Consider the following 26814-nt stretch of genomic DNA (forward strand, 5'->3'; position numbering starts at 1 on the left):
AGGCCGCTTTTTAAAGTAGTTAGCTTTTTAGCTATTAAAAAGAGTATTTAACAGAAAACTGTAAGCGGTCTAAATCGCCATCAACGCCGCTTTCAGTTTCACGCTCAGCATGCTTTAGCTCAGCACCAAAAGTTAGACGTTTAACCGGTGAGTATAGAATGTTAGCGCTATAGCTTTGGCTTGATTCAGTCGGATCACCAGAAATAGCTAATAAATCAGTGTTGTTATCAGCACTGAAGAATGAATATAAGAACGTTGAACGCCATTGGCTTGTCCACTTGTGCTGGTAAGCAACAAAACCAGAAGTCGAATCAATCGCATCTAGTTCATCGCCATTAAGTACTGCGCCATGTGCAACGTTTAAGCCTACGTAACGGCCTAAGCCTTTACCTTGAGTAAGCATAAACTTAAGGTTGTCTTCACCAAGGTTTATTTTACCTGATGCACTAATACCAAAAGAAGTTTCATCTGCATCAACACTGCCTACTTTATAAGTAAGTTGGCGAGCAAGCGCTGCAACCACAATGTTACCCCAATCGGCTTTGTGTGTGTAACGAGCTGTAAAGTCAGGCAATGATGCATCATCAGTTACTACCATACCGCTAGTAGTAGAAATTGTACTTTCTGGGTTTTCTAATGAAAACGACCATGCGCCAGTGGTGTATTTAATTTGCGATTGACGCACAAACACAGTGCCCTCAGCAGGGCCTACAAAATCAAGCGTTTCAGCAAGCGCCCCCACGTTTTGGAAGTTAGACCATGTTTGACCAAATAACCAACCATCGTAAGTCACAAAGGCATGGCGAATACGCGGGGCGTAAGAATTTGAAACTCGCTCATTACCGCCAGCAGCCGAGGCCAAAAAGTCAATTTCAATTTTAGTATTAACGGTTTTACCGTTATCCATAACAGTGGCTGTGCCAAAGTTAAAACGTGACTCACGAGCATGCATATCAAATACAGCATCTGAGCTGTTATCATCGCCAACTGTTAACGTACTTGGTACGTAAAAGTCACGACCTACGTTTGAGCCTGCAGGCGCACCCGCTGAATAATCACTCCACATAGAGTCGAGTTTAATGTATCCACCGTAAGTAAATTCCGTATCACCAATTTTTGCGGCAGTCGCTGCATAAGCAGTGCTTGATAGTGCACATAATACAGCGCTTGCTGCTAATGTTTTTAATGGGGTAAATTTCATTGTGGTGTCCTTTATAGGCTACTTGTTGTTTGTTGCTTTTTTTTTCATGTAAGGTTGTATTACTTGCTACTAGTATTACTTACGAATAAAAAAGGGTGTTAGTTTGGCTTCTCAATACACATATTGTTTTCATTCGTTAAATAAAGCTTTAGCAAGTAATACCGCAAATATCTTTATTAAAGTGCACAAACACTTTTGAATATGTGCAATATTTACTCAATTACCTATTGGTCTATAAGACTAAGGTTTTAGAGTTGATTAGTTTGCATTTACTTACATTTAACGCGTTGTATTATTTATGTAAAAAAATTGAAAGCAGGTGGATTATAAACTACAAATGAGCAAATTGGAGTAGAGTACAACTAAGGTCTAATACTTAATAAAGTACTGCTGAGTAATCCTTGATAAAAGCTTAAGGCAAGTAATTTAAATGGAGACGAAGATGTCACAAAGTATCTATCCAGTTCCTGCGCATATTAAAGATGCGACTCTCATTGATAAAAATAAATATAATACGCTTTATAAGCAATCTATTGATGACCCTGAAAGTTTTTGGCGTGAGCATGGCAAACGCCTCGATTGGTCTACTCCTTACATTAAAGTTAAAAACACCTCTTTTGATAAAGGCCACATCAGTATTAAATGGTATGAAGATGGCTATTTAAATGCGTCTTACAACTGTATTGACCGCCACTTAAAAACGAAAGCAGACAAAATTGCGCTTATTTGGGAAGGTGATGATCCTTCTCAAAGTGAGAACATTACTTATCAAAAACTTCATGATGAAGTGGCTAAATTTGCCAATGGTTTAAAAAAACTGGGTGTACAAAAAGGTGACCGCGTAGCTATTTATATGCCAATGACCCCACAAGCGGTGTATGCAATGCAAGCCTGTGCACGTATTGGTGCTATTCATTCTGTTGTATTTGGTGGTTTTTCACCATCGGCTATTGCTGATCGTATTAGAGATTCTGGCGCTAAGGTTGTTATTACTTCTGATGAGGGACGCAGAGCAGGAAATTGTGTTCCATTAAAAGCAAATGTAGATGAAGCGGTAGCGCAAGAAACTGTAACCACAATTGAACACGTTATTGTGCACCAATTAACAGGCGGTGAAGTTGATTGGAATGAGCACGATATATGGTGGCACGAGCTAGTTGCTGACTTACCAGCACAGTGTGAGCCAGAGCCAATGAATGCTGAAGATCCTTTGTTTATATTGTATACATCAGGTTCTACTGGTCAGCCTAAAGGTGTTGTACATACTACAGGTGGCTACTTAGTTTACTCATCAATGACACATGAATACGTATTTGATTTAAAAGAAGATGATGTGTATTGGTGTAGTGCCGATGTAGGTTGGATCACAGGCCACAGTTACATTGCGTACGGGCCATTAGTAAACGGTTGTACTCAGGTTTTATTTGAAGGTGTACCCACTTATCCAACTGCAGGGCGTATGGGCGAAGTAGTTGATAAACACGGTGTTACTATTTTATATACCGCCCCTACAGCAATTAGAGCACTAATGGCTAAAGGTGATGAGCCTACAGCTTCGTCACATCGCGATAGTTTACGTATTTTAGGTTCAGTAGGTGAGCCAATAAATCCAGAAGCGTGGACATGGTATTACGAGAGTATTGGTAAATCTAATTGCCCGATTGTTGATACATGGTGGCAAACAGAAACCGGTGGCATTATGATCACACCACTTCCGGGTGCTACTGATACAAAACCAGGTTCTGCAACACATCCATTTTTTGGTATTGCGCCTGCATTATTTGATGCTGAAGGTAATACACTCGAAGGTGCCGTAGATGGTAATTTAGTTATTTTAGATAGTTGGCCATCGCAAGCTCGAACTGTTTATGGCGACCATGAACGTTTTGAACAAACTTATTTTAGCGCCTACCCAGGAGTTTACTTTACAGGCGATGGTTGTCGTCGTGATGAAGATGGTTATTACTGGATCACAGGTCGTGTGGACGATGTACTTAATGTGTCTGGGCACCGCCTTGGTACTGCCGAAATTGAAAGTGCGTTAGTTGCGCATGAAGCGGTAGCAGAAGCTGCTGTTGTAGGTTACCCGCATGATATTAAAGGCCAAGGTATTTATGTTTACATTACGCCTAACGAAGGTATAACAGTAAGCGATGAATTAACTAAAGAGGTACGTAATTGGGTTCGTAAAGAGCTCAGCCCAATTGCATCTCCAGATATGATTCAATGGTCACCGGGTTTGCCAAAAACACGTTCAGGCAAGATTATGCGTCGTATTTTACGTAAAATCGCTGCAAATGAGCACCAACAACTCGGTGATACGTCAACGCTTGCCGATCCTTCAGTTGTCGATGAACTAATCGAGAACAGATTAAATCGTTAAATGTGCGTTAAAAACTTGATTACAAGTTGATTCTAAACGTAGTATATCGGCTGTCAGTAAAGGTCTTAAACCTAACTGGCAGCCGAATTTATTAGGAGTGAACCATGAGTCAGTTTTTAATAGCGGACGATCATCCGTTATTTCGTGAAGCACTAAAGGGCGCACTGAGCGCAAAATTTGAGGGTTTAGCCGTTTTTGAATCATCCGATTTTGACAGCACACTGCAAGTGTTAAGCGAGCAAGAGGATCTTGATATATTACTGCTAGACCTTCACATGCCAGGTAATGGTGATTTATACGGTCTTATTCGTATTAGAGAAGAATACCCAAGCTTACCTATTGCCGTTGTTTCGGGTAGTGAAGACGTGAATATCGTTTCTAAAGTAATGGGTTATGGCGCTATGGGTTTTATTCCTAAATCATCATCGTCTGATGATATTGCCAGTGCGATTAACCAAATACTTGAAGGCGATACATGGCTACCAAAAGAGCTAAAAAACAAAGTAGCTGAAATTGAAGGTGAAGATAGAGAAATAGCAGCGCAAGTTGCCTCATTAACGCCCCAACAATACCGAGTGCTGCAATATTTGCACGAAGGTTTACTTAATAAGCAAATTGCTTATGAACTACACATATCAGAAGCGACAGTAAAAGCACACATTACAGCCATATTTAGAAAACTCGGTGTGTACAATCGTACCCAAGCCGTTTTAATTGCCGCTAAATTAAAGCTCGAACCAATAGAGCAGGCATAATTTACATTTAAAAAGTTATTAGCTTATTTATGATAAAAAAATGCCAGCAACAATGCTGGCATTTTTTATGTGTAGAATAATTAAGCAGTTGGATTAATGCTAAGAAAACACCACGGTTTTATTACCATTAATAAATAGCTTATGCTCTGAGGCAAGTTGAAGTGCTTTACAAAACACAGTCTTTTCAACATCTTTGCCCATTTTAGCCATCATTTCGGCGGTATTCGCATGTGTAACGCTGGTTACATCTTGCAAAATAATAGGACCTTCATCAAGCTCATTATTAACAAAGTGAGCGGTAGCACCAATAATTTTTACGCCGCGCTCAAATGCTTGATGATAAGGTTTAGCACCTATAAATGCAGGCAAAAATGAGTGATGAATATTAATTATTTTACCTTCAAATCGACCCACAAATTCAGGACTTAAAATACGCATGTATTTAGCAAGGCCAATAATGTCAGGGTTGTAGCTGGCAATTAAATCGCCTACCTTTTTATCATGCTCGCTACGGGTTAATCCTTCGTGCGATACAACATGAAATGGCACACCAAACCCTTTAGCTAGCGGCTCTAAATCAGCATAGTTAGCAATTACAGCGAGTACTTCAATATTAAGAGTTTGTTCAAATTGCTTTAACAGCATACCACCTAAACAATGAGCTTCTTTAGTTGCCAGTAAAACTACTTTAGTTTTTGCGCCGCAATGTAGCGCAAGTTTAGCGCCTTGTGGCAACAGTGCGCGTAGTTGATCTAAAAAGTCGCTTTGTGGCTCACCTGTAAGCTCTGTACGCATAAAAAACCGCTGCGCGTCTTTATCTACAAATTCGTTGTTACGCGTAATGTTTAAATTATTTTTATGGCAAAGCCCTGTAATTTTAGCTATTAAGCCTACATCATCAGCACATTGGGTGGTTAGTATATAGCTCATTGTCCTCATTCTTACCCTGTAATTAATCCTTTCATTATTTGTGTTTTGGCACATAAAGCAAGGGCTTTGTGAACTAATCCAATATTAATCATGTTGTTGAGTGCAAAAGAGGTAATAAAGTTAAAAAGTATTGAATAGAGGTTAAAAAAAATGCCACCTAAGTTAACAAGGTGGCATTTATAAAAGTTATCTAGGTTTGAGGTTAATTAACCCTTGGGCTCGGGAGATAAGTTTTCTTCTTGTCTTAAATACCCGGCAGCTTCTTCATCATCTTTCGCTATCGCTTGCTGAGCAGGTATAGCGCGCGTTTGTTGGTTTAGTTGATGTATTTGTGACGCATTACCTAAATCACGCTCACTGGTGATTGAGGCGATAGATTCGCGGTCTTTTAAGAACGCAATAACGTCTTTTTTGATTGCTTGTAATTGCCCTTCGTCTTTATGCATTTCCATAATGTGGCGAGGATGTTCAAGGTTTTTCATACCTGTTGCAGCAAACGTAGTAGAGATAACACGAGAAACAATAATCCAAGGCGTTATGCTACTGCGTACTAAAGTATTTTCTGAGCGGGTGCTATCGTGAATACCAGTACCTGTTGATATTTTAGACTCAGTAAAAGTGCCTTCACATTTAAAGTACACAAGCAGTGACTCAAATTGCATTTCTGCAAAAAATAGATGCGCTGTGTTTGCAAGTAATTGCGCAAATGCTTTAATAAGTACGCCTATTAGCAATAAGTGAAAGCTTGTCATTAATAGCTCACTAAATTGAATGACATGTTGGTTATTAAATGCCTGTTTAAAACTATTAATATTTGCCGCATCAATGTAATGGTAAATATTAATAAACGAATACGCTAAAAGTACAGTAAATGCTAACGCTACAATATAAAGTAAGTTACCGCTCACCAAAGCAAGTAATCTCGCGAGTGTAAAGTTTTTACCTAAGTCCATTGAGTGCAGTTTAGGCTGAATCTCTTGGATCATTTCACCTTTAAAACCGCCTTTACCTTCTATTTGCTCTTGAAGCTTAGGGTCTAATTCTCTGTAAACTCTGTTAGGTACTTCTTTATAACGGCGATTAGCCATTACTAGGTTATCGAGGTTTATGAAAATCTCGTCTGGATGAACAGACTCTTGCCAGTTTTCACGTAGTTCAGATACTTCAGCTGAAGGGGTAACTGAATTTAAACGCGCTTTAATCATGATAAAAGCAAGCACACAGCTTAGAGTTGCTAATATAATAATTGCAATTAAGTACATTCCAGCATGAAGACTAGGTAGTTGCTCAAGCCAGCTATCTATTTCTTGTTTACTAATGTGCTGCTCTTTCATCAACCATGACATAGAAAGACCAATAGCGATGGGTAAAATAAAAGATAAAGAAATAATTTTAGCAAGCGCACCAGTACCAAGTGCTTCAATATTCTTTTCTGCATTTCGAGAGATAGGTTTACCTGTAGAGCGCCAAGAAAAAAGCACGTAAAACATTAATATTGCACTATAAACCGGAAATGCTAATTCCCCAGCTTCACCGGTAAAGCCCGACAAAGATACAAATGCAACAAGTCCATAAGCAATAAGGGCGACAAAGGTGCTTACCCATGAGCCAAATAATCGCTGGGCAACATTACGAATAGGATATGGTAGAAACAATAGCTTAGGGATTAAGCTGTGAAGTAAGCGTGATAAAAAACCATTAGGCTCTTTAAATGTACTGTTTTTACGACCAACCAGCATTTCTTCAAGTGATTGCGCTGTGTAGGCTACTTCTTTTTGTTCTTCTTGAGCGGTTGATGCTTGCGATTTACTGTAGTTATAAGCAAGTGAAGTTGGGTGGTTTCTACCTACAAAGTATTTAAGTGTTGCATAAATACCTGCCGATAGTGAGCGAATGCCGAATGCTAAAATAAGCATGCCAAACACCATTAAAATCCAACCTGCGGTTGTATCTTCTTTCACAGAGCCCGCAGCAATAACAAGTAAACTAATACCTGCTATAGACTCAATGAGTCCTCTTAATGCTGTTACTTTACCTTCCAGTTTGAAGGGGTTTTTTAGTCCAAGATCAATCGATCCATAATCAAAAGCCATTGAATTCTCCATTTAAACAGCACCCCACTTGCGGGGGACAAAGTGTAATTAATCTGAACTTAGGATAATAAATCTATCTAAAGTAGTTACTTTTAGCGCCGAGTGCATCAAGTTTAATCGTAATAGACTCGCTGCTGGCACGTAAGTTCTACCTACTTTTACAAAAACCTAAATAGAATTATTAATATATATTAAGTATTTATAATTGTTGTTTGTTTTTTATTATATATCAATAGTCTTGTTCAGTTTAAGGTTATTTTAAAGTGATACATTTTAAAGCTCGACGCATGCTTAAATATAACTGGAGGGTTAATGAAGCTAATTTATGTAGACGATAATTTACCAGGGATCACTCGTAAACTTAAACAGAAAAGTTGGCTTTACTTTGATCCAATCGGTAAGCAAATAAAAGAGCAAAATGTGATTGATCGTTTGAATGGATTGGCATTTCCGCCTGCCTATAAAAACGCTTGGTTTTGCCCAGAAGAAAACGGACATATTTTAGCGACAGGATTTGATAGTAAGGGGCGAAAGCAATACCGCTACCATCCTGAATTTAGGGCGCAACAAGAAGCAAAAAAATACCAAGCATGTGGAGTATTTGGTAATAAACTCCCTTTGTTAAGAGCGCGTTTAGAAACAGACTTACAAGGCGATGAGCTTAATATTGAGCGCACTTTAGCGGCAGTTGTAAGACTTATGGATTTAGGTGCATTGAGGGTAGGTAACGAGCGTAACGTAAAGCAAAATAAAAGTTTTGGTGCTACAACATTACGAACACGCCATGCAAAACTAACGGGCAAAAATATTCAGCTAAAATATCGTGCCAAATCAGGTAAGGAACGTGAAGTAAATATAACCGACAGGGTGCTTAGCCATGTTATAAAAGACTTACAAGATTTACCCGGGCAGCATTTATTTCAGTATATAAATGAAGGTGAGCGCACAAATGTAACATCAAGTGAAATAAATCAATACATTCAGCAAATAATGGGCGAGGAGTTTAGTGCAAAACACTTTAGAACTTGGCGAGCAAGCGTTATTGCATTCAAACAATTAGCTAAAGCTAAAGGGGCGCTTAGTTTAAAAAGCATGCTTGATAGCGTATCTGAGCAACTTGGTAATACTCCCGCTATAGCACGCAAATCTTATGTGCATCCCGATTTAATTACGCTGTGTAAAGAAGATGAAGATACTCAAACTGCGTGGAGAGAGTCCCTTTCATTACCACGAAAAACAAAGTACTTGAGTCGTTATGAACGTGGTTTTTTAGCTTTTTTAAAAGATTAATTGCCATAGCAACTTTACACACTTGAGCATATTAATTACATATTCTCTAGTTTAATTTATTAACGTTTAGAATAAGGGGTTTTAAAAAGTCATTAAATTTCAATTGTTTATTTTGAAACTTTAATTTGGCATTACCGTTGCACCTCCAGTGTACTACTTAGTGGTAAGTACAAAAGCATTTATCAACGATATTTAGCGAGGAGGTACACAGTGAAGGGGTCATTTTCAAATCAAGCACTTACTAAAGCAAAGGGTTTTACATTAAAAACTGCATTGTTTATTGGCATGAGCGGCTTATGCTCAGCATCCACTCTTGCTGCCAATGAGCTTGAGAGTATGGTACTCGCTAACTCTTCACTAACTACTTACAATTCACAAAAGTACATGCAAGCTGATGACACCTACTACTTTGACCAATATTCAGCGCAGTTAATTGAGCGTACAGAAAAAGCGATTAATTGGTATCAAGAAATAGTTAACAACGGTGGTTTTACACACTTATATAACGATGAATTGCTTGAACTGGGTAGTAATAATAAAGAGGTGAGCTTACTTGCACAGCGTTTATATCAAGAACGTGACTTAAAAAGTAATGTATGCGACGAAGCTATATGCACGTTTGATAAAGATATAGAGCAAGCTGTTAAGCAATTTCAAAGCCGCCATGGTTTAAAAGTTGATGGCCGAGTGGGCAAGCGTACTTTTGCATCGCTTAATGTGCCTGCACAGAAAAAACTCGATAAATTAAAACTTAACTTTTATAGAATAACTAATTTTGCAGGCGCAAGTGATGAGCAATATGTGTATGTAAATATTCCTGAATACAGCTTACGATTTGTAAAAACTGGCGATGTAAAATTAAAAAATAACGTAATTGTAGGTAAACCAAGTTGGGAAACACCTGCATTTAGTGACGAAATAGAAAAGTTTGTAGTTAATCCTGAGTGGCGTATACCCACCTCAATTGCCACCAAAGAAATTGCTCCAAAGGTAGCCGAGGATCCTGACTATCTTGTAAAAAATAATATTGAAATTAGAAAAAACAGCTACCTAGACTCACAAACTGTTAATCCAAGCAATATTGATTGGGATTCTATTAAGCCGTACCAATTTGATCACTTTTTAGTAAAACGTGCTGGTGAAGAAAACCCCCTAGGGGAAGTTAAGTATTTATTCCCCAATGCCGAAGCAATTTATGTTCACGATACACCAGCAAAGCACCGCTTTAGCCAAGCAAACCGAGCCTTATCGCATGGCTGTATAAGAATAGAAAAGCCTTTTTCGTTAGCGCGTGAAATTATTAAGTACGAAGGAGAAGCGCAAACACTCAATAATATGGACAGCGCACTTGCTCAAAACAGTACTCAGACGTTTTATTTAGATGAGCCTCTTCCTATTCATTTAGTTTATTGGACTGCATGGGTTGACGAAAATAAGCTGGTTAACTTTAGAGATGACATATATCAACGCGATAAAAAAGCGCTATTAAAAAATGATGAACAGTCGGTGATTGCCGCTTTATTAAAAAATAGATAATGAGAGGGTTTATGCAATTTATTCATTATATTTCTATCGCCATATTCACAATTATATTTAGCAATAGTGTATTTGCTGCCGCGCCTACAAAGCCTGCGCATCGAGTAGTTGATATAAAAAATAAAGCCAACTTTGAAGATGCAGAATTTAGCCTAAAAGTTAACGATATAGTTATGCCATATTCGGTGTTTTCAGTATTTTTAATGCCCAAAGAGCAAGTTGAGTTTGAAGTGCTTTTTGCGCAATCAAAAAATGCTTACACGCTAATTAACACTCAGGGGAAATCTAAGCTTACAGACACCAACCGTTGGCAATGGCAAGCACCCAAAGAGCCCGGTTTAACAACGGTAATTATTGAGTCGCCCGATAAAAAACAGCGTATGAAAATCAACGTATTTGTAAAAGTACCGGCAGACAATGTTGATGGAGGAAAGCTCAAGTATTACCACATTGGGCACTATCCTAAACCTTCACAGATTAAAGACGCTTCACACTACATAGTGCCCGATGGCTTTGTTAAGGTAACGCCTGAAAATGAAAACGTAAAAATATCACCTCACTTTTCACTAAAGGAATTTGTTAGTAAGCAGCGAAGTAAGTACCCAAAGTATTTATTTTTACAAAATAAGTTGTTACTTAAACTAGAAAAAATACGCAAAGAACTGATTTTAGAAGGTATACCGGTTAGTAATATGGTGGTTATGAGCGGTTATAGAACTCCGTACTACAACAAATCAATTGGCAATGTAAAACTTAGCCGACATGTATTTGGTGATGCTGCCGATATTTTTATAGATAACGATGGCAACTACCGTATGGATGATATTAATAATGACGGTAAGCATTCAATTGGTGACGCTAAAGCGATGGCCGATATAGTGGAGTCGTTAGCTAGACGTGAATCATTTAAAGGTTTACTAGGTGGTTTAGGTATTTATGGGCCTAAGTCGCACAGAGGCGCATTTATACATGTTGATACGCGTGGTTTTAAAGCGCGATGGGTGAGTAAGTAATGGCAACGGCTACCTCATTTAGCATAAAGCTAAACTAGCTAAGTCTAATTGTATAAGAGATTAGCTAAGCCAAGGTAGCTTGGTTTTTATAAGTCCTTTGTTTTATAACAATTTTATACCTTTACTGAGCTAGTCTTTTTTACTTTAAACTGAGGCGCTTATATGAGCTATAAACATGGTGTGTATCAGCCGCTTTCCAATAATTAATTATTTTAATTTTGTACGAAAAGCTTTAAATATAAAGGTTGCATAAGCAGCCTTTATATTATGCTATTGCAGCATAAACGTTTCGTATTCTAAATCTTCAAATTGTTTAGAAAGCCAAAATAACCCAACAACAGAGGTAACAATAGTTGAGAGAGCAAAGCCGTAACCATAAAACTGCGGCCCAAAAGCGATTGATAGCAAAGTTAAAACAACGTTTATTACCAAAAATAGCCCCGCTAAAAACAGGACGGTTGAGCGTTTATCTAAATAAAACAAAATATTTAAAATAGACAAAAATATAACTTGTACACCCACACCAACTACATCAATAAATAAAAGCGTTTTATAGTTTGGATCAATACCAATAAAGGTAAGTATTTGCTCGCCCCATAATAATAAGCAGGCAACGGTAATACCTTGAATTTTAAATATATCGTATAAACCGGCACGTGCAGTTTGGATCATATTATCTTTTAAATAGTAAATCTCTTCTAACGATGAACCCTCTCGAATAGCTGTGTAAAAACGGTCGTATTCTTCTACAAAGTCGGTTTCCATTTTTACTAAAAATACTGCCATACCGGGAATAATAGACAAATAGGCTAAAAATATAGGTAAGTCGTAAATTGGGCTGGCTCTTAACGTGCCAATAATCTGAATTGATGTGCTTGGTGAATACCAAAAAATGATTTTATCAGCCCACACACCAATGTTATAAAACAGACCACAAAAGAATAGGCTGTAATACACTTTTTTATTGCTTAAAAAGTCAAAGCTTATAAGTTTTTCACCAGGGTAGCGGCGAATAATCATAAACAAAAAGCTAAAAAAGAGCAGAGCTTCGCCTGCAAAAAACGCAAGGAATAAGCCGTCTAACTGCCAGTCTCTTAATAAGTATGCAAGTAATACCATAAAGGCGTAACCACTTAGCATGGTTATTAAAATTAACCTGTATTCTTTCATACCTGATAGAAAAATAGCGCCAAGCCACTGATTACATAAGCTTACAAAGGCACCTAAAATTATAATCTTAGTAACAACGGGTATAGGGAGCATAGGCCATACAGCCAAGCCTACCAATAACGCGGCTATTGTCGTTATAAGCTGTGCACCAAGTAAATTAGGCAGTACCTTTGCCTCTTCTTTTTGAAAAAATAAATCGGCAATAAATCGAGTTAGTAATAACTGCAAACCACCCGTTAAAATAAGTGAGGCGGCCATCATGTAGGTAACAAGCGTTAAAAATTGAATAATAAGTACTTTAGGTAATACAATTCCTAAACTTAAAATACCAATAAGCATTAACGCTACAATAGAGAGCAACCAAGGCCCTGAGCCTATTAAACCTGCGTAGCCGTATGCTTCAAAAACTGAGAGCAGGGTATTTTTTTTGAGAATTTTTCGTATCTCAAAACCTATTCCAGCCATGCTATTGTATCCTTATAAAGTTTATCGTAACGGGCAAACATGTGGCTCTCGTCATAAAATTTTTGTACGCGGTCTAAACCACTTTTTTGATACTCAAGCCAAGCTTGCTCATTTGTTAGCATGTTTGATATTTGCTTTGCTGTGTCGCTCGGAGAAGCAATTGGGACAACTTCACCGGCTTTACCTAATGCTTTATCTTCATCGGTTCCGCCTTCGATTATTTCGCGGCACGAGCCAACATCACTAGCAAGTACAGGCACACCAGCCGCCATTGCCTCTAAAAGCACTAAAGGCTGCGCTTCAGAAATCGAGGTTAAAGCTACAATTCCGAGCTGAGGCAAAATTTTAGTAATATCTTGCATACCTAAAAACTTAACACTGTTTTGTAAATCAAGGCTGCCTACCAGTAGCTCACACTCTTTGTAGTATTGTGGATCTTCTTCGAAAGGGCCGATGATCCAGCCTTCGACCTCTGGTAATATCGATTGCGCTTCTTTAATCGCACGTATAAAGGTTTTAATATCTTTTATAGGCACTACACGTCCAATTAACCCAACAACCGGGGGTATCTGTTTTGGACGCTGATCAAACGCTTCAATAAAGCGCACTGTTTTAATGCCATTAGGCACAACAAATGCTTTTTCAGGTGCTGCACCATCTTTTATTTGGCGCTGCCTGTTACCGTCGTATAGCGAAATGATCTTATCTGCTTCTTGGTATGTTGTTCGACCAATTTGCTCAAAAAAGCTGATCCACATACGGCGAATAAAGCCCATCTCGGTATTTAAGTTTTTACCTAGGCTTTGTTCTGACTCTTTGATCCAACTGGCTTGAATAAGATCTATTTTTCTCTCTTTGGTGTAAATACCATGCTCGGTCAACAAAAAGGGAGTATTACTTATTACACTGGCGCCAGATCCTAAAATACCCGCATACCCGGTAGATATTGAGTGAATAAGTTTAACTTTAGGAAGCCCTCGTGCAATTTCGGCTATTTTAAATAGCGGTTTATATAAATTGCGATATGACCAAAAAAAGTCAATAAAAGAGGATTCATCACAAAAAGTTGAATAATAATTAGTGAGTACTTGCCATGAAGATTCACTATATAAAAAGTCGGCTTCGTTAATACCGTCTTTTTTAGCTAAAGTTTCAAATGCAAACTTTAATAATTCACTCGGGATTGGCTCGTTACAGTCTCTAAAATAATTTTGTAGTTGCTGCCAAAAATCAAAAAGTTCTTTTTTATATTTAACCCCGTGCTTAGCTTTTATTTCAGAGGTATCATTTTGTACTAAATAATGAACATGCAGCTTGGTAACGTTTTCAGGCAAGGTATATTGAATCTCGCCATAATGCTCTGGCGCTCCACCTATAAAAACAAGCTCAAAGTTATAATGAGGTAACCCTTCAATTATTTGATGAACCCAGCTAGATACGCCACCACGCACATAAGGGTAAGTACCTTCTAAAAGCAGTAAAATGTCTGCATTTTTGTTACTCATGCCAATACTCCTGTAAATGACGTAATTCACTGCCCTTAGGTTGTTCTGGGAGTTCTTTTAAGTAGCGTTTACAGTCGTCAAACTTGTTCATACAAAAGGCAACTTCGGCTTTATAAGGGAGAACATGACGCCTTGCCATGCCCGACTCAGTTGCTTTTAGTAAGTACCCATGGGCTATTTCGTATTTGTTTAAGGCTAAAGATATACGCCCTAAAAATATAAAGGTTGCAGGTGTTTTTACGTGCTCAATACTTTGCTGTGCAAGTGCTTCGGCTTTTTCTAAAACGTATTTACGAAGCGGACCTTGTGCTAAACCTAAGTAGCTAAGTTCCCAATAAAGTTCGGCTAGTTGTTTTTGTAAATTACTTAACTTTGGCTGCTTAGTCGTAATGGCTATTTCTTGCTGGTACAAACTGATTTTTTCGTTGAGTTTGGTTTCTTTACCATCAAGGGTTGAGTAGGCGAGTAGGCGAATATCATCTTCTAAATCTTTAAGTGCTAGCTTTAAAATAGGAATAGCTTGTGAGTCACTCATGTGACGAGCCGCCATTACGGCACTTAGACGTTTATTTGGTTCACTCGCGTGCTTCAAAATTGCTTTAAGTCCTCCCATAAAATAGGTCGGGTTTGCTGATATTGCTCTGGCTTCAAAAGGAAGCTCAGGTATTTTATGCTCTTCAATTTCTATGTCATCGTTTTTGAGTGGTTTACACAGAGCAAACGTAAGCGCTACTACAACGCCTATAATTCCAAGTACAGGCAATGTAAACAACAATAAAAACATGAGTACTAAAGAGCTATAGGGAGTCGTTTTGTATTTTTTAGGTATCAGGAAATAGCTAACAAAAGCAAAAAGGATGCTAGCAATAGCATGCAATAGTATAGCTAAAAACCAATTAGGTGTTTCCAGTACTTCTATTAGTGCAAAGTACTGACAAATACACCCTAAAATAGCCGCTACAATAATTATAATCATGAAAGTGAAACCAATCTCTTTATGTCATCTGAGCTTATTGGTAGTGCAAGTTGTTGCTCAATAACAATATCAAGCTCAGCTAAAGTGCTACCAGTGCGCTCTTTACACCAAGTGTTCATTCGGGCAATAAAGCCTGCTTTTTCAAGTTCATCAGCTAATGGCATTAATAGCAGTAATACCTGATTTTTATCATCATATAAATAAATGTCTAAACCACGACGGGCTTCACTTAAATAACTCATAAGTTGAGTCGATTTATCAGTAATATTGTTGGCTTTTATTTTTAGTAGCTGCGATGGAATGTTGTATCGTTTTGCTTCTTTATTTGCGCGCTTAACTTGGCGAATAAAGTATGGAGACTCTTCATACGTCATTACTGGGTTTGTTATTTCATGACGAAGTAAATCGCCTATATGCCCAGCCATTACAGCAAGTAATGTTAGAGTTGTATTTTTAAGCGCAAAAAATTGTATTCTTTCAACCAAAATAGCGCCGTAAATAGTATTGTTTACGTCGATAAGTGGGATTGCCATATGGTATTTACTTATACCCGATGATGTTTTTCCGTCTTTTACCGATACTAATTCTTTTTCTTCGATCATTGCTAATATAAGAGGATCGTTTTTAGCTATTGGACTCATTTTACCTATAGAGGCAAGTGGTGGCTCTAAAACACTGTCGTTTTCAACTTTATATAACCCCGCTCTTTCTAGCGAACCGTACTCAACAAACAAGTCGATTATTTTTTGCGCTGCGCTATCAAGTCTTCTTTCTTTTAATAGCCCGATAGAGGTTCTTACTGCTTGTAGCGATTCACGTAAACTTAACGTATGGCCAGCTAGCATTTGCTCAATTCTATCGTGAGATGAATTAATTAAATGATACTGACGAGTAAATGTTTCAAGACGATCTGTTACGTACTCAAGCTGAATACTTTGCTGCTGATTAGTACGCTCCCACACATCTCTAAATTCGCCTGTGATCATAATTACAATGATGTAGCCAATCATAGCGTTAATATTGAAGTCGCTTTGCGGTGATAAAATATTTGCTTGAAGTAAAAAAAGTTGGCCAACAAGCAAACATAAAATACTAATAAAGCCTTTTGAAAAGCCATAGCGTAAAGAAACTAAAAGTGGGCCAAGTACAGGCCACGAAAACCCTCCCTCAGTCCAAAATGGGTCCTGTGCGTTAAATAATACAGGCAGCCCTAAAGCAAGCGCGGTAAATATAAATACCTCAGCCCATATTTGTAGCTCAGGAACGTCTCTTGGTCTAAGGAAATGTGTTTTCACTCACTAACCTCTATATAAGAAATTAAATCGGCAATCACATCTTGTGCTGTTGCTGCAATGCTATCGCGGCCCCAGCCACTTTTAGCAATAGTACCTGTCCAAACTGGTGTGGTTTGTCCATTTACAGTGAGTGATAATGTAAGTGCAACAACAGGTTCGCCATCAAGCCCTGCTTTATAACGCCACTCTTCAATGCTGCCTGTTAGTACATAGTCAGCTTGTTGAGTGCTTAACCATTGCATAGCATTGTCTAAACGGTATTGATCATCCAGCGGTGGAAGCTCTTTGCTATTTACGCGAGGTGCACGTATTAGAGTTGGTAATTTATTTTGTTGCCAAATACTGGCTAAAATATCTTCAGCACGCTCACCGGCAAGCGGTGTTTGAGCATGATTAACAAGCGGCATTAGTGCCACTGTTTTCGAAGGGCTAAGCTCTATATCATCAGCAACTCTGCTGGTGGTACATGCTGATAATAGTAATACCAAACACGGTATAATTAAACGAAACATACTCTCTCCTAACATTAAAAATGTACGTAATAACCTAATTGTAATTGTGTATCTGAGTTACCCACTTTATTACTACTTTGGTAACCCAGCTGTAATTTAAATAAATCATCGCCCAGTACAGACCAACCTGCGCCACTTGAAACTGATACATCTACTGTATCGTTAAGTGTTTGATAGCCAGTACTTATATCAAATAACCACGAAGGGCTTGCGCCTAAATAAGGAGGTTCTAATGAGCCAGTTGAAGCAAATGAAGTCCCTAGTGCAAAACGTCTAAATGGTTGAAGGTCAACTCTTAGCGGTCTTCTGCTTGAATCTGTATTTATTAATGCATTAACACGTTCAAAGTCTTGCCATTGCGCACTAAAATAAGCGTTCCAAATTGGGCGGTCTTTTAAAATGCTGTATTGGTAACGAGCATTATATTCTTGGCCGTTTATTAGTGAGCTGCCATCGCTTCTTCGAGAAAAAGACATCGCTGCTGCTGATAGCTGTACGTTTTGTCTACCATCAATGTTGTAGTTAACATAGGCCGTGGCTTTATCTAGCTGAGCATAGCTAAGTAGTGCTTCTGATTGGCGGTTTTCAACATTATATTCAAGCTTTAAACCTACCTGTGTTCGTGAATCCCATTGATAACGAGAGTCTAAGCTAAGACCTTGGCGGCTAACTAAGCTGCCTTGGTGCGAATCTATTTTTGCATCAAAATACCAACGACCAAAGGTCATTTTATCTTCTATCGCAAACAGTAATCCGTTGTTATCAAGGTTTTGCTGATTACTTAAACTTAATTTCCATTGCCCATTAGCATAAGGAAAATAAACGTTTACATCGAACTGGCTACTGTTTAAACCAGCCTCTGGCGATAGGTTTATTTCAAGCGCTCTAAAATAGGATGCGCGTGCATTTCTGAGTAAACTCAATTGCGATTCATTTGCCTCGCCAGTGAGTTCTTCGTACCAACGTTGCATGGTGGCATAGGGTTGTTTTAAATAGAGTAGGGCGTTTAGCTCATCTAGTTTGCTTAGTGAACCTTCAGCTATAAGCTGTTTCGCTTTATTAAATTCGCCGTTGGTCATATAAAGTTGTAGTTTTTGCCATGGCTCTAATTTTTGTGCAGCCCTGCGCGCTAACCACCAGTTTGTTAGGGGCTCACCAATAGTGTCGGGGGCAAGTTCTTCCATTGTGTTTAATTGCATTAAATGAGGAACAGCCATCGCGCCCGCCCAGCGGAACATTAGGCCTCTGTATGCATATTTATCTTTAGGTAAGTGTTGCAGTAAATAGTGATTAAGTTCAGCTGCATTTGCATAATAGCCAAGTTGTTTCATTACATCGGCTAAGTTAACCAGTGTTGTTAAGTCACTTGGATCTGCAATGGCTAATTTACGCAAATAAAAGTAAGCACTATTATATGATTTTTCATAAATAGATAGGCTAGCTAAGAGCTGCGTCCACGCATAGGAAGTGTCGCTTTGAGAATAGCTCGTTAAAATGCGGCCAATCATTACAGTGTCATGCATTTGCAGCGCTAACCAACCTTGTGCAAGCACAACATCAGAGTCATATTCGCTTAATTTAGCAGCGCGGTTTAAAGTTGTATAAGCTGAATTTAAATCACTTTGGTTTTGATACCAATTAGAAAGAATTAACCAAGCAGGATAGAGAGCTTTATTATATCGTTGTTTATCAAGTTCAGCATGAATACGTGCAACTGATTTAGCATCATTTACTTGTGTGCTTAATAATGCAATTTGAATCAATTGACGGTCAGTTTGCGACTCACTTTTCCATAAATAATCAAGAAGCTCCTGAGGCCTACCTTCAAAGCGCAATTGTTGGTAGTGCAGCATGTCGCCTACGCTTAAAGGGCTTATTTGTTGTAACTGCTCTAATGCATATAGCTCATGAGCTTTGTCTTGGACTCGCATTGCCATGTCTACATTGGCACTCCAAAACTCATCGTCAGAACTTTCATGTTTGTTTTTTAGTACTTGCAGAGCTATAGAAAAGTCATCTTCTAGCCAAAATGCGCGGGCAATCCAAAGTAAATCTTCTTCATTTTTAGGCCCTTTATATGTAGGCCACAAGCCCCTTAAGGCTTTTAAATTACCAGTATCGTGAAGCACTTTTGCTTTCCAGTATTGTGATAATACACTTTTACCATTTATTTTCTCAAAGCGTTCAATATTGTTTAACTCTTGCTTTGTGTTACCAATAAATTCGTTAGCTTGCATCCAATTAGCAAAACCATTGCCTTTCAGACTTCTGTTTTGCGCCTTGTATTCGTATATATCATTAGCATCTTGGTATAAATATAAAGCGGTGGCATCGTTAATACTGTCGGTAAGCATCGCAGGAGTTACTGCTTTGTTAGACATTAGCCATTTAAATTCTCGAAGAGCTTCTTTAGGCTTGTTTTGCCAGCGCTTTATCTTCCAATTTAATAAATGTAGCTCTTTGTCATCTGGGCTCTGTAGTAATAACTGTGCGAGTAATTGTTCTGCTCCTTTTGCATTTCCATTTGCTAAACGCAGGTGCATTGCTTGTGTTAAGTACTCGCTGTTATTTGGATCGGTCTTTAATAAGCTTTCAATCGCTTGAGCTGCATCTTCTGTGTTGCCAGCCAAGTTTGCTAAATAAAGGGTGCGTTTAACATCGGCTTTGTCACCGTAGGTGTTCCACCATGCATAAGCTTGAATCGGATTATTTGCGCCAAGTGCAGTTTCAATCGCTTTAGCTGCAATGTCAGCATTTATATTTGTTTTATAAATAGCGAATGCTTTGTCTGGTTCGCCTGCGCTTAACCAGTAATCGGCTGCAAGGAGTGGCTGTTTATTTTTTTGATAATACTGAGCAACTTTTGCGTTTAACCCAACGGCTTTTGCAATTGTCAGTATTTGTTCGTTCCAATTTTTATGAGCTCCTATTTTTAATGATAGCTCTTCAAAGCGGTCGTCAACTTTAGCACCACTTGCTAGCCATAATGAGTAAAGCAGCTTTATTTCAAGTGTTGCTTTGCGCTCGCCCCTAGGTAGCTTTTCAAGCTCGTTAGTGGCTTGTGAATACTCACTAAGCCCTATATGTAGCTCAACCAATTTAGCGCGAAGCTTTTCGTTGTCGGGCTCTGTATTGAGCGCTGCATTAAGGTAAGATTTCTCAAAGGTATAATCTTGTGAAAGTGCATCATCTTCAAAAAATAAAGTATGGGGAAATAACGCATAAAGTGCAAAACAACTTACAGCTAGTAACGCTAATATTGTTTTTATAGAAATTAACTGAGGGCGCTTTTTAGTATTCATTATAGAGCAGATCCGTTGCAGTTAAGGTAACCATAAAATTGACCTTTTGGCAGATTAAAGTGCCTCACATTAGTGCGTGTTACACCTTTAAAGTGTTCACCCAAATTAGATACAAATTCGCAAGAACGTGCATTAATTAAATCAAGTGAAGCGGGCACCCATGCTTTAAAACTAACCGGTCCGTTAACTTGCCAGTTATCAATAACAACATTTGCAGACGCTAAATAAGGTTTTTTACTATTTTGGCTATGATCAAAGCTAAGGCGAGCTATGTTATTTATAATATGTATGTAGTCACCTTTTTCAGTTACACCAGATACACCTTCACTTTGAGCTATGTTTGGCACATCAAAATCGCTAGGTTTGCGCAGAGTGCGAATGTACTTTGAGCTAAATAACCATTCATTATTACTGTTTTTTGCAAGTGCAGAAAAGTAAAAATCTTTTGCTACTTTTGCATAGTGGCTTAAATGCACCGGTGTATTTGGCCTTGCTAAAACATAATCAATGTTGTGTTTAAGGGCGTCTAAGCCCGCAAGAACTTCACCTGAATAAAAGTGATAATAAATAGTGTAAGGTTTTAACCTATATGGCTTTTCTGTTATTTCGAATGTTTCGGTTAAGCGTCTAAAGCCGTAATAAGGGCCATGCCATAAGTTTGTGTAAACATTTTCATTTAATATGGGGGCGTAAATTTGATACAGCAAATCTCTTTCAGGGCGACCGATAGGGGAGATGTGAGAAAGGCTTGGGTTATCAGCATTTACATCAGTATTACCACCGTTGACATTTAACACGCCAGCGTCACGAGCAAGTTCAAGTGCTTTTGGGCCAGGTGTTGCATCACCAGACCATAGCATCATTACTGTTTTTTTATTTTTAGGTGCGAGCTTGTCATTAATGTACTTTATCGAGTCGGTAATTTCTTTTTTAAGGCTAATTGTGTTGTAGCCAGGCACGTCTAGATGAAAACCGTAATCTGTGTCGTCTTCATCTATTTTTTTCCGCCCAGATAGGGCTGTCCAAAAATAGGGGTGACTATAAGTGTGTGAAGCAACTTCTACGTAAGGCAAGTTAAAAATACTACGCGCAATGCCTTCGAGTTTGGCACTTTGTTTAGAATGAATACCGCCTTCTTCAATATCAGCTTGGATCACTGATGACGTTAACGGTAGTTTGTAGTGTTTAATTATTTCGTCTCGAATTACTTCTGCTGAATAAGGCTTACCTGCGTAGTGGGCAACACTTGTAAATCCATCTCCATCGATATGCAAAGTAAGCATTCGCCTGCCGCTTTCGGTGGTTGTATCTGGCACTAATATAGGTGGTAACCCCATTGCTTGAGTAAGCAATGTACGCGGATCAATAACCCATTTGCTGCCTTCCATCGGAAATGTGTCAATTAACCAAGGAGCGGCCACGACTGCACCATATTTAGTTTTAGCCGCTTGTAAAATACTTATATTATTAGCAGACTTTATTGTTATTAGAGGAGTCGCATCAGTTGCTAATTTAAGTAAGTATGGTTTAACAATAGGGGGAGGTTTTGTTGACTCCCCTTTGAGCCAAGGTGCAAAGCTATCTTGTTTATATGGACCTTCAGGTAGTGTGTTTAACGACTCAATACCTAAGCTTAATAATAATTTAGTTGATTGTGGTAACTCGCCTAAAATGAGTTCTGGTACAACACCTAAATTAGCTTCAAGCCAATTGTTTAGTGTTGGTGTGTAAAACGTATCGCTTGTGGTCCACGAGATAATACCTGCATGCAAGCTAGGATCAACTAAAGGTAAGTCGCGCTTTGCCATATCTATGTAGTCAGGTATATATCCCAAATACTCAATCATGGTCGCTAGTTTTAAATGTACGGTAGTGTAAATGAGTGGCTTTACGTTACTGTTGTACGGAATGAGGATGCGTCTTGGTACTGGTGATATAGTTGATGTACCCCATGTTTGTAAGTGTCCATCAGTTACCCAAGGGGTAAAACCTGCCTGCTTAATTTTTTGCGCCATAGTAAGACGGTTGTCAGGCTGTGCATAATCAATAACTTGTACTTTAAAACCAAGCTTTTGTGCCGTTTTTAATTGTGCACTTAGCCAAGCTTGATCGTTCTCGGTGGTTAATTTGTAGCTATTATTGATTGGGTTGTAATGGCTATATAAACCTTCAGCCACTAAATCGCTGGCTAAACCGGTAAGTCTAGGTAGTAACTCAAAGCCTCGGTTGAGGATAAGGTGTTTATTAAACGTGCCAGACAGACTCTTTATAATTGCGACTAAGCCATTTTGTTGATCTGATTTACTGTGCTTATCATCTAAAAGTTGATAGCTGTCTAGAGTATCTAAAAACAAGCCACTGAAGCCTCGTGCTTTTAAAGTAGCTGCGTTATTTTGCACATGTTGTTGCCAATGCGTAGATGTTAAATCGGCAATGTGGCTATTCCAATTAGGGTTAACTGCGAGTGAAGACTCACTTTCAATAAACGACTCACCAACACTTAAATAAGCATAAACAGCTATGTCACGCTGTTTAAACCAATTGAGTTCGTGCTCAGTCACAAGGTCAGGCTGAACTACAACGCGAGAATAAAAGGTCATTTCGGCTAATGGCATCGGCGCTGAGTAGTAAAAAGCGATACTATTATTTACAGGCGTTGCGAATGCGTGAGCCGACACTAAAAGTGCAAGGTATAAAATATACTTCATTAATAATTCATTTTTATTAGATTATAACTGTGGCTCAAAGTGTTGTGTTCCAATTTTTATCTAGTTGTTTGGTATTAGGAATATAGGACTATCATATGTTAATGGAAGTTTAATATCCATATGTTCATTATTTATATGAACCTAAAACCAATACTAACATGACTAATGAGTTAACTCATTACATACGAAGCAATCGAGCGGCTCAGTACGCTATCAAATTAATTTTAGATCAATACAGTCGTTAGAATTTTGAATATAACAAATAGGGTGGTAAATAATATATTGATTAATACAAAGGTCGCAGTGTTTTTAGTGTTCAAATACCTCCTTTGTGACTATAATATCAGCACGCAGAGCAAGGTATGAGTATACTCTCACCAAATTTTTTATTTACTACGTTTTAAACCCAATAAAACATAGTAAACAGTCGTAATTTAACTTTGGCAATTGTCGCTATATATGCATTTATACACCTCGGAGAAAAAATGAGTAATTTAAGCTTGAAAAACAAATTGCTGTTACTAGCTATTTTACCGCTAATGCTACTCTTAATCAGCTTAATGCTGAGCTCTTATTATTTAGAGAATAAAAATCAGCAACAAAATTTTGAATCATTTCAAACTAAGCTGATAAGTGACAAGCAAACGTTATTAAGTACCGAAATTGAAATTGCTAGCAAAATTGTTCGCTATCAATTAGCAAATGGCTCTGAGCAAGATGCTAAAAACGCTTTAAGAGACTTAACATTTGGCCAAGGTGGTTACTTTTTTATATACGACACCAATGGCATTAGTGTTTTTCATGCATTACTAGGTGATGCTATTGAAGGACAAAATAAAATAGGGATGACTGACCCTAACGGTAAAAAAATAATAGTGGGCTTATTAGATCAAGCTAGAAAAGGCGGCGGCGCTTTTAACTATCATTTTCAAAAACCAAATACCACAGGCTTAGTTGAAAAGATGGGCTATGCAGCAATGATACCTGGCACAAACTGGATGATTGGTACTGGCGCATATATGGATGATATAGATGCAGAGCTACTTAAATACCAAACAACAATGCAAGAGCACATGAATGATAAGGTAATGACCTTATTATTAATTGCTTTGTTTTGGGTTGTTTTAACAATTATATGTGCGTTAGTTGCCGCAAACACAATGGTAAAACCAATACAGCGCATGGCGCAAAGCCTTGACGATATTGCAAAAGGTGAGGGCGATTTAACTAAGCGTCTAGACATTGATACTAACGATGAAATAGGTCAACTTGGCGAAGCATTTAATATGTTTGTAAGTAAGCTACATGGCATTATTGCTAATGTGGTTGATGTAACACACGATGTAAAAACAGCTTCTGGTGATATAAATACACAAACACGATTAATTGAAGACAAGTTACTTAATCACAATCATGAAACAGATCTTGTTGCGACGGCTATTACTGAAATGTCGGCTACTTCTCATGAGGTGGCTCAAAATACAAACCAAGTGGCAGAGTCAACCCAAGCGGCAACACAAGAAGTTGCTAAAGCGCAAGAGTGTGTTGATATTTCACTCAGTGAGGTTTCAAACTTAATGGGAGAAATTAACTTAGCTGCTGAACAGGTTGATTCACTCAGTGATCAATCTAAAAAGATTAATAGCGTACTAAGTGTAATTGGTGGAATTGCTGAGCAAACAAATTTACTTGCACTTAATGCTGCAATAGAAGCTGCGCGAGCAGGTGAGCAAGGCAGAGGGTTTGCAGTTGTTGCTGATGAAGTAAGAAGCCTAGCAAGTCGTACTCAAGTTAGCACACTAGAGATTAGCGAAATGTTGAGTGAGCTACATAATTTAGTATCAGATGCAGTTGCTGCAATGCAAGCAAGCCAAAGTAGTTGTAATCGCTCTGTTGAATCCTCTCGTGCTATTTCAGAAAGTTTAGGCGCGGTAACAAGCTCAGTTAGATCAATTAACGACATGAGTACGCAAATCGCGACAGCAGCGCTGGAGCAAAGTAGCGTTACAGAAGAAATAAACCGTAATGTGTTTGCCATTCAAGAAATAGTTAATGAGCTAACTATTTCAAGTAAAACCACCTCTTCAGTTGGTCAGCATTTAGCTGGGCGTGGTGAAAGCTTAGGACACTTAGTTGGCCAGTTTAAGATTTAACAAAGCTCAAAGCCCTACACTAAAAGCCGCTAATAGCTGTCTCTTGATCACAAGTCTGACTCAAGAGATTTTGCTAAATCGTAGCCTTCCAGGATGGCTTGTAACTTAAGCCATCCTTTCCATAACACTTTCACAGATGCACGCCCTGTGCGCTTGGTATCTTTCCAGCCTCCTAACTTTGCCAGTTCCTGATACGCCCATGACATATTTGGAGCAGTTTCAGGCAATGGTGTTTTTATTCTCTTTAACCACAATAACTTCCATGCTTTGGGAGATAACAGTTGTTCACAACTTGGGGAATCAGGCTGCTCATTGGTGAACTTTAGTTGCAATATTCGCGTCGCAATAAAGCCATTAATCGTCACCAATCTTTCCATGTTATCTTGGCTTTGAAGGCGTAAACTTTCGATATCCGTACCATCACTTTTCCAGACTTTATGGTATTCCTCTACAAGCCAACGGTGCTCATAGTAGGTGATGATAGCTAAGGCGTCTTCTTTGCTGGTGACTGGTTCACTGGTTAATAGGTGCCAGCTTAAGCCGTTCTTAGCGTTTCCTCGCTCTGTACAGCCGACATAGTAAACTGGGAGGGAGTGTCCTTTCTTATTGTAAGGCGCTTTGAGTGTCACTGGCGCATAGGTGATATCCAGTGTTGCGCTTCGGGCTTTTCTTCCTCCTTTTTGTGCAATGTGGATGTGTTTGGTGCCTGCACTCATCAGCTCGCTTGCAAACGCATAGAGCTTATCCTCACCTTCTTCAATATGACGACTTTGCATCGAGCGTACGACGAATCGTTGCTGCTCGGTCAGTTTATACTGCAAGTATTCGTAGATGTCCGCTTCGCGGTCACACACCGATATCACGTTCGCCATTTGTCCTTGCAGCCGCTCTGCCATCGCTCGTGACGCTGACTCCCACTTGTAACTTTCTTTTTCTTCGTAAGAAGTCGTCGCGTGTTTTTCTCTTTTTCCAATCGTGTTGATATCACGACTCCAGCGAGACTGTTCAATTAATCCCACAACTTGCTTTGTGTCTGGCGCAAACAGTAATACGCTATGAGCTAACAAGCCTCGTTGTTTTGCTCCTCGTCCGACATGACCCAAATCATCTCGAATGGAGGAATGCTTATAAATTAGTGTGGTCGTGTCTTCTAATGCGAGCAATAAGTTATGACTTTTTGCTTGTTCAACCGTGGCTTTAAAGCCTGACTCTGCTATAGCCGTTGCGTCAATATTCTCGTTGCGAATAAAGCGGTAGGCACCTTCCATATCGGCGGGGGATTGAGTGATGTTCACAAGTGGTTTTCCTGGTTCATTTGCAAGCGTTGATGCTAACTTTACCAGACGCGCTGTTCTTCTTGGATCACCTAAGTCCGATTTACCGAATTGTTGTTTTGCCCAATGAGTATGTTCGTTAATCATAATGTGCCCTCAAACAAGATTTGAAGATCTGATCATGACATTGAGATTTAGTTCAAAAAAATCCCCGCTAATTTCTTAGCAGGGATTTGTGTATAAGAGACAGCTA

17 protein-coding genes are annotated in these 26814 nt (G+C 38.7%); 6 read left to right on the forward strand and 11 right to left on the reverse strand.

What is annotated here, in order from left to right; translation table 11 throughout:
• Positions 1–34 precede the first annotated feature (34 nt).
• Complete coding sequence (locus L656_RS0120580) at positions 35–1201, reverse strand: DcaP family trimeric outer membrane transporter (protein ID WP_024600614.1); 1167 nt, start codon at positions 1199–1201, stop codon at positions 35–37.
• 442 nt (positions 1202–1643) lie between these two features.
• Between L656_RS0120580 and acs the strand changes: the two genes are divergently transcribed.
• Complete coding sequence (gene acs / locus L656_RS0120585; RefSeq protein WP_024600615.1) at positions 1644–3584, forward strand: acetate--CoA ligase; 1941 nt, start codon at positions 1644–1646, stop codon at positions 3582–3584.
• Positions 3585–3688: 104 nt separating this feature from the next.
• Positions 3689–4339 carry a response regulator transcription factor gene (locus L656_RS0120590; protein ID WP_007376082.1) on the forward strand — a complete coding sequence of 217 codons (651 nt, stop codon included), beginning with the start codon at positions 3689–3691 and terminating at the stop codon, positions 4337–4339.
• A 99-nt stretch (positions 4340–4438) separates the two neighbouring features.
• On the opposite strand, the gene purU is transcribed toward L656_RS0120590, so the two are convergent.
• Complete coding sequence (purU, locus tag L656_RS0120595; protein ID WP_024597310.1) at positions 4439–5269, reverse strand: formyltetrahydrofolate deformylase; 831 nt, start codon at positions 5267–5269, stop codon at positions 4439–4441.
• A gap of 206 nt (positions 5270–5475) precedes the next feature.
• Positions 5476–7362 carry a hypothetical protein gene (locus L656_RS0120600; protein ID WP_024600616.1) on the reverse strand — a complete coding sequence of 629 codons (1887 nt, stop codon included), beginning with the start codon at positions 7360–7362 and terminating at the stop codon, positions 5476–5478.
• 312 nt (positions 7363–7674) lie between these two features.
• Here L656_RS0120600 and L656_RS0120605 point away from each other — a divergent pair, with 312 nt between their 5' ends.
• From L656_RS0120605 to L656_RS0120615, 3 genes are all read left to right on the forward strand, one after another.
• A complete protein-coding gene (locus tag L656_RS0120605) occupies positions 7675–8652 on the forward strand; it encodes a DNA topoisomerase IB (RefSeq protein WP_024600617.1) in 978 nt (325 codons plus the stop codon).
• Positions 8653–8862: 210 nt separating this feature from the next.
• Complete coding sequence (locus L656_RS0120610) at positions 8863–10188, forward strand: L,D-transpeptidase family protein (RefSeq protein ID WP_024600618.1); 1326 nt, start codon at positions 8863–8865, stop codon at positions 10186–10188.
• An 11-nt stretch (positions 10189–10199) separates the two neighbouring features.
• Positions 10200–11201: a D-Ala-D-Ala carboxypeptidase family metallohydrolase gene (locus tag L656_RS0120615; protein ID WP_024600619.1), complete on the forward strand. Its 1002-nt coding sequence runs from the start codon at positions 10200–10202 to the stop codon at positions 11199–11201.
• A 270-nt stretch (positions 11202–11471) separates the two neighbouring features.
• Here L656_RS0120615 and pelG read toward each other — a convergent pair whose 3' ends face one another.
• From pelG to L656_RS0120650, 7 genes are read right to left on the reverse strand one after another with little or no spacing between them, the layout of a single operon-like run.
• On the reverse strand, positions 11472–12836 hold the full coding sequence (gene pelG / locus L656_RS0120620) for an exopolysaccharide Pel transporter PelG (protein ID WP_024600620.1): 1365 nt from the start codon (positions 12834–12836) through the stop codon (positions 11472–11474).
• Positions 12824–14341: a GT4 family glycosyltransferase PelF gene (gene pelF / locus L656_RS0120625; protein WP_024600621.1), complete on the reverse strand. Its 1518-nt coding sequence runs from the start codon at positions 14339–14341 to the stop codon at positions 12824–12826. The genes pelG and pelF overlap by 13 nt, the downstream gene beginning before the upstream one ends.
• Positions 14334–15317, reverse strand: a complete 984-nt coding sequence (locus L656_RS0120630) for a HEAT repeat domain-containing protein (RefSeq protein WP_024600622.1) — start codon at positions 15315–15317, stop codon at positions 14334–14336. Before L656_RS0120630 ends, pelF begins: the two co-directional genes overlap by 8 nt.
• Positions 15314–16612: a PelD GGDEF domain-containing protein gene (locus L656_RS0120635; RefSeq protein ID WP_024600623.1), complete on the reverse strand. Its 1299-nt coding sequence runs from the start codon at positions 16610–16612 to the stop codon at positions 15314–15316. Before L656_RS0120635 ends, L656_RS0120630 begins: the two co-directional genes overlap by 4 nt.
• Complete coding sequence (locus L656_RS0120640) at positions 16609–17124, reverse strand: hypothetical protein (RefSeq protein WP_002958938.1); 516 nt, start codon at positions 17122–17124, stop codon at positions 16609–16611. The genes L656_RS0120635 and L656_RS0120640 overlap by 4 nt, the downstream gene beginning before the upstream one ends.
• 14 nt (positions 17125–17138) lie before the next feature.
• On the reverse strand, positions 17139–20426 hold the full coding sequence (locus L656_RS0120645; protein ID WP_024600624.1) for a tetratricopeptide repeat protein: 3288 nt from the start codon (positions 20424–20426) through the stop codon (positions 17139–17141).
• Positions 20426–23134 carry an endo alpha-1,4 polygalactosaminidase gene (locus tag L656_RS0120650; RefSeq protein ID WP_024600625.1) on the reverse strand — a complete coding sequence of 903 codons (2709 nt, stop codon included), beginning with the start codon at positions 23132–23134 and terminating at the stop codon, positions 20426–20428. Before L656_RS0120650 ends, L656_RS0120645 begins: the two co-directional genes overlap by 1 nt.
• Positions 23135–23619: 485 nt before the next feature.
• On the opposite strand from L656_RS0120650, the gene L656_RS0120655 reads away from it, so the two are divergent.
• Positions 23620–25287: a methyl-accepting chemotaxis protein gene (locus L656_RS0120655; RefSeq protein ID WP_024600626.1), complete on the forward strand. Its 1668-nt coding sequence runs from the start codon at positions 23620–23622 to the stop codon at positions 25285–25287.
• Positions 25288–25334: 47 nt separating this feature from the next.
• Here L656_RS0120655 and L656_RS0120660 read toward each other — a convergent pair whose 3' ends face one another.
• Positions 25335–26708: an IS4 family transposase gene (locus L656_RS0120660; RefSeq protein WP_024598303.1), complete on the reverse strand. Its 1374-nt coding sequence runs from the start codon at positions 26706–26708 to the stop codon at positions 25335–25337.
• Positions 26709–26814: the final 106 nt, after the last annotated feature.

The organism is Pseudoalteromonas sp. TAE56, from assembly GCF_000497955.1.
Classification (GTDB): Bacteria; Pseudomonadota; Gammaproteobacteria; order Enterobacterales; family Alteromonadaceae; genus Pseudoalteromonas.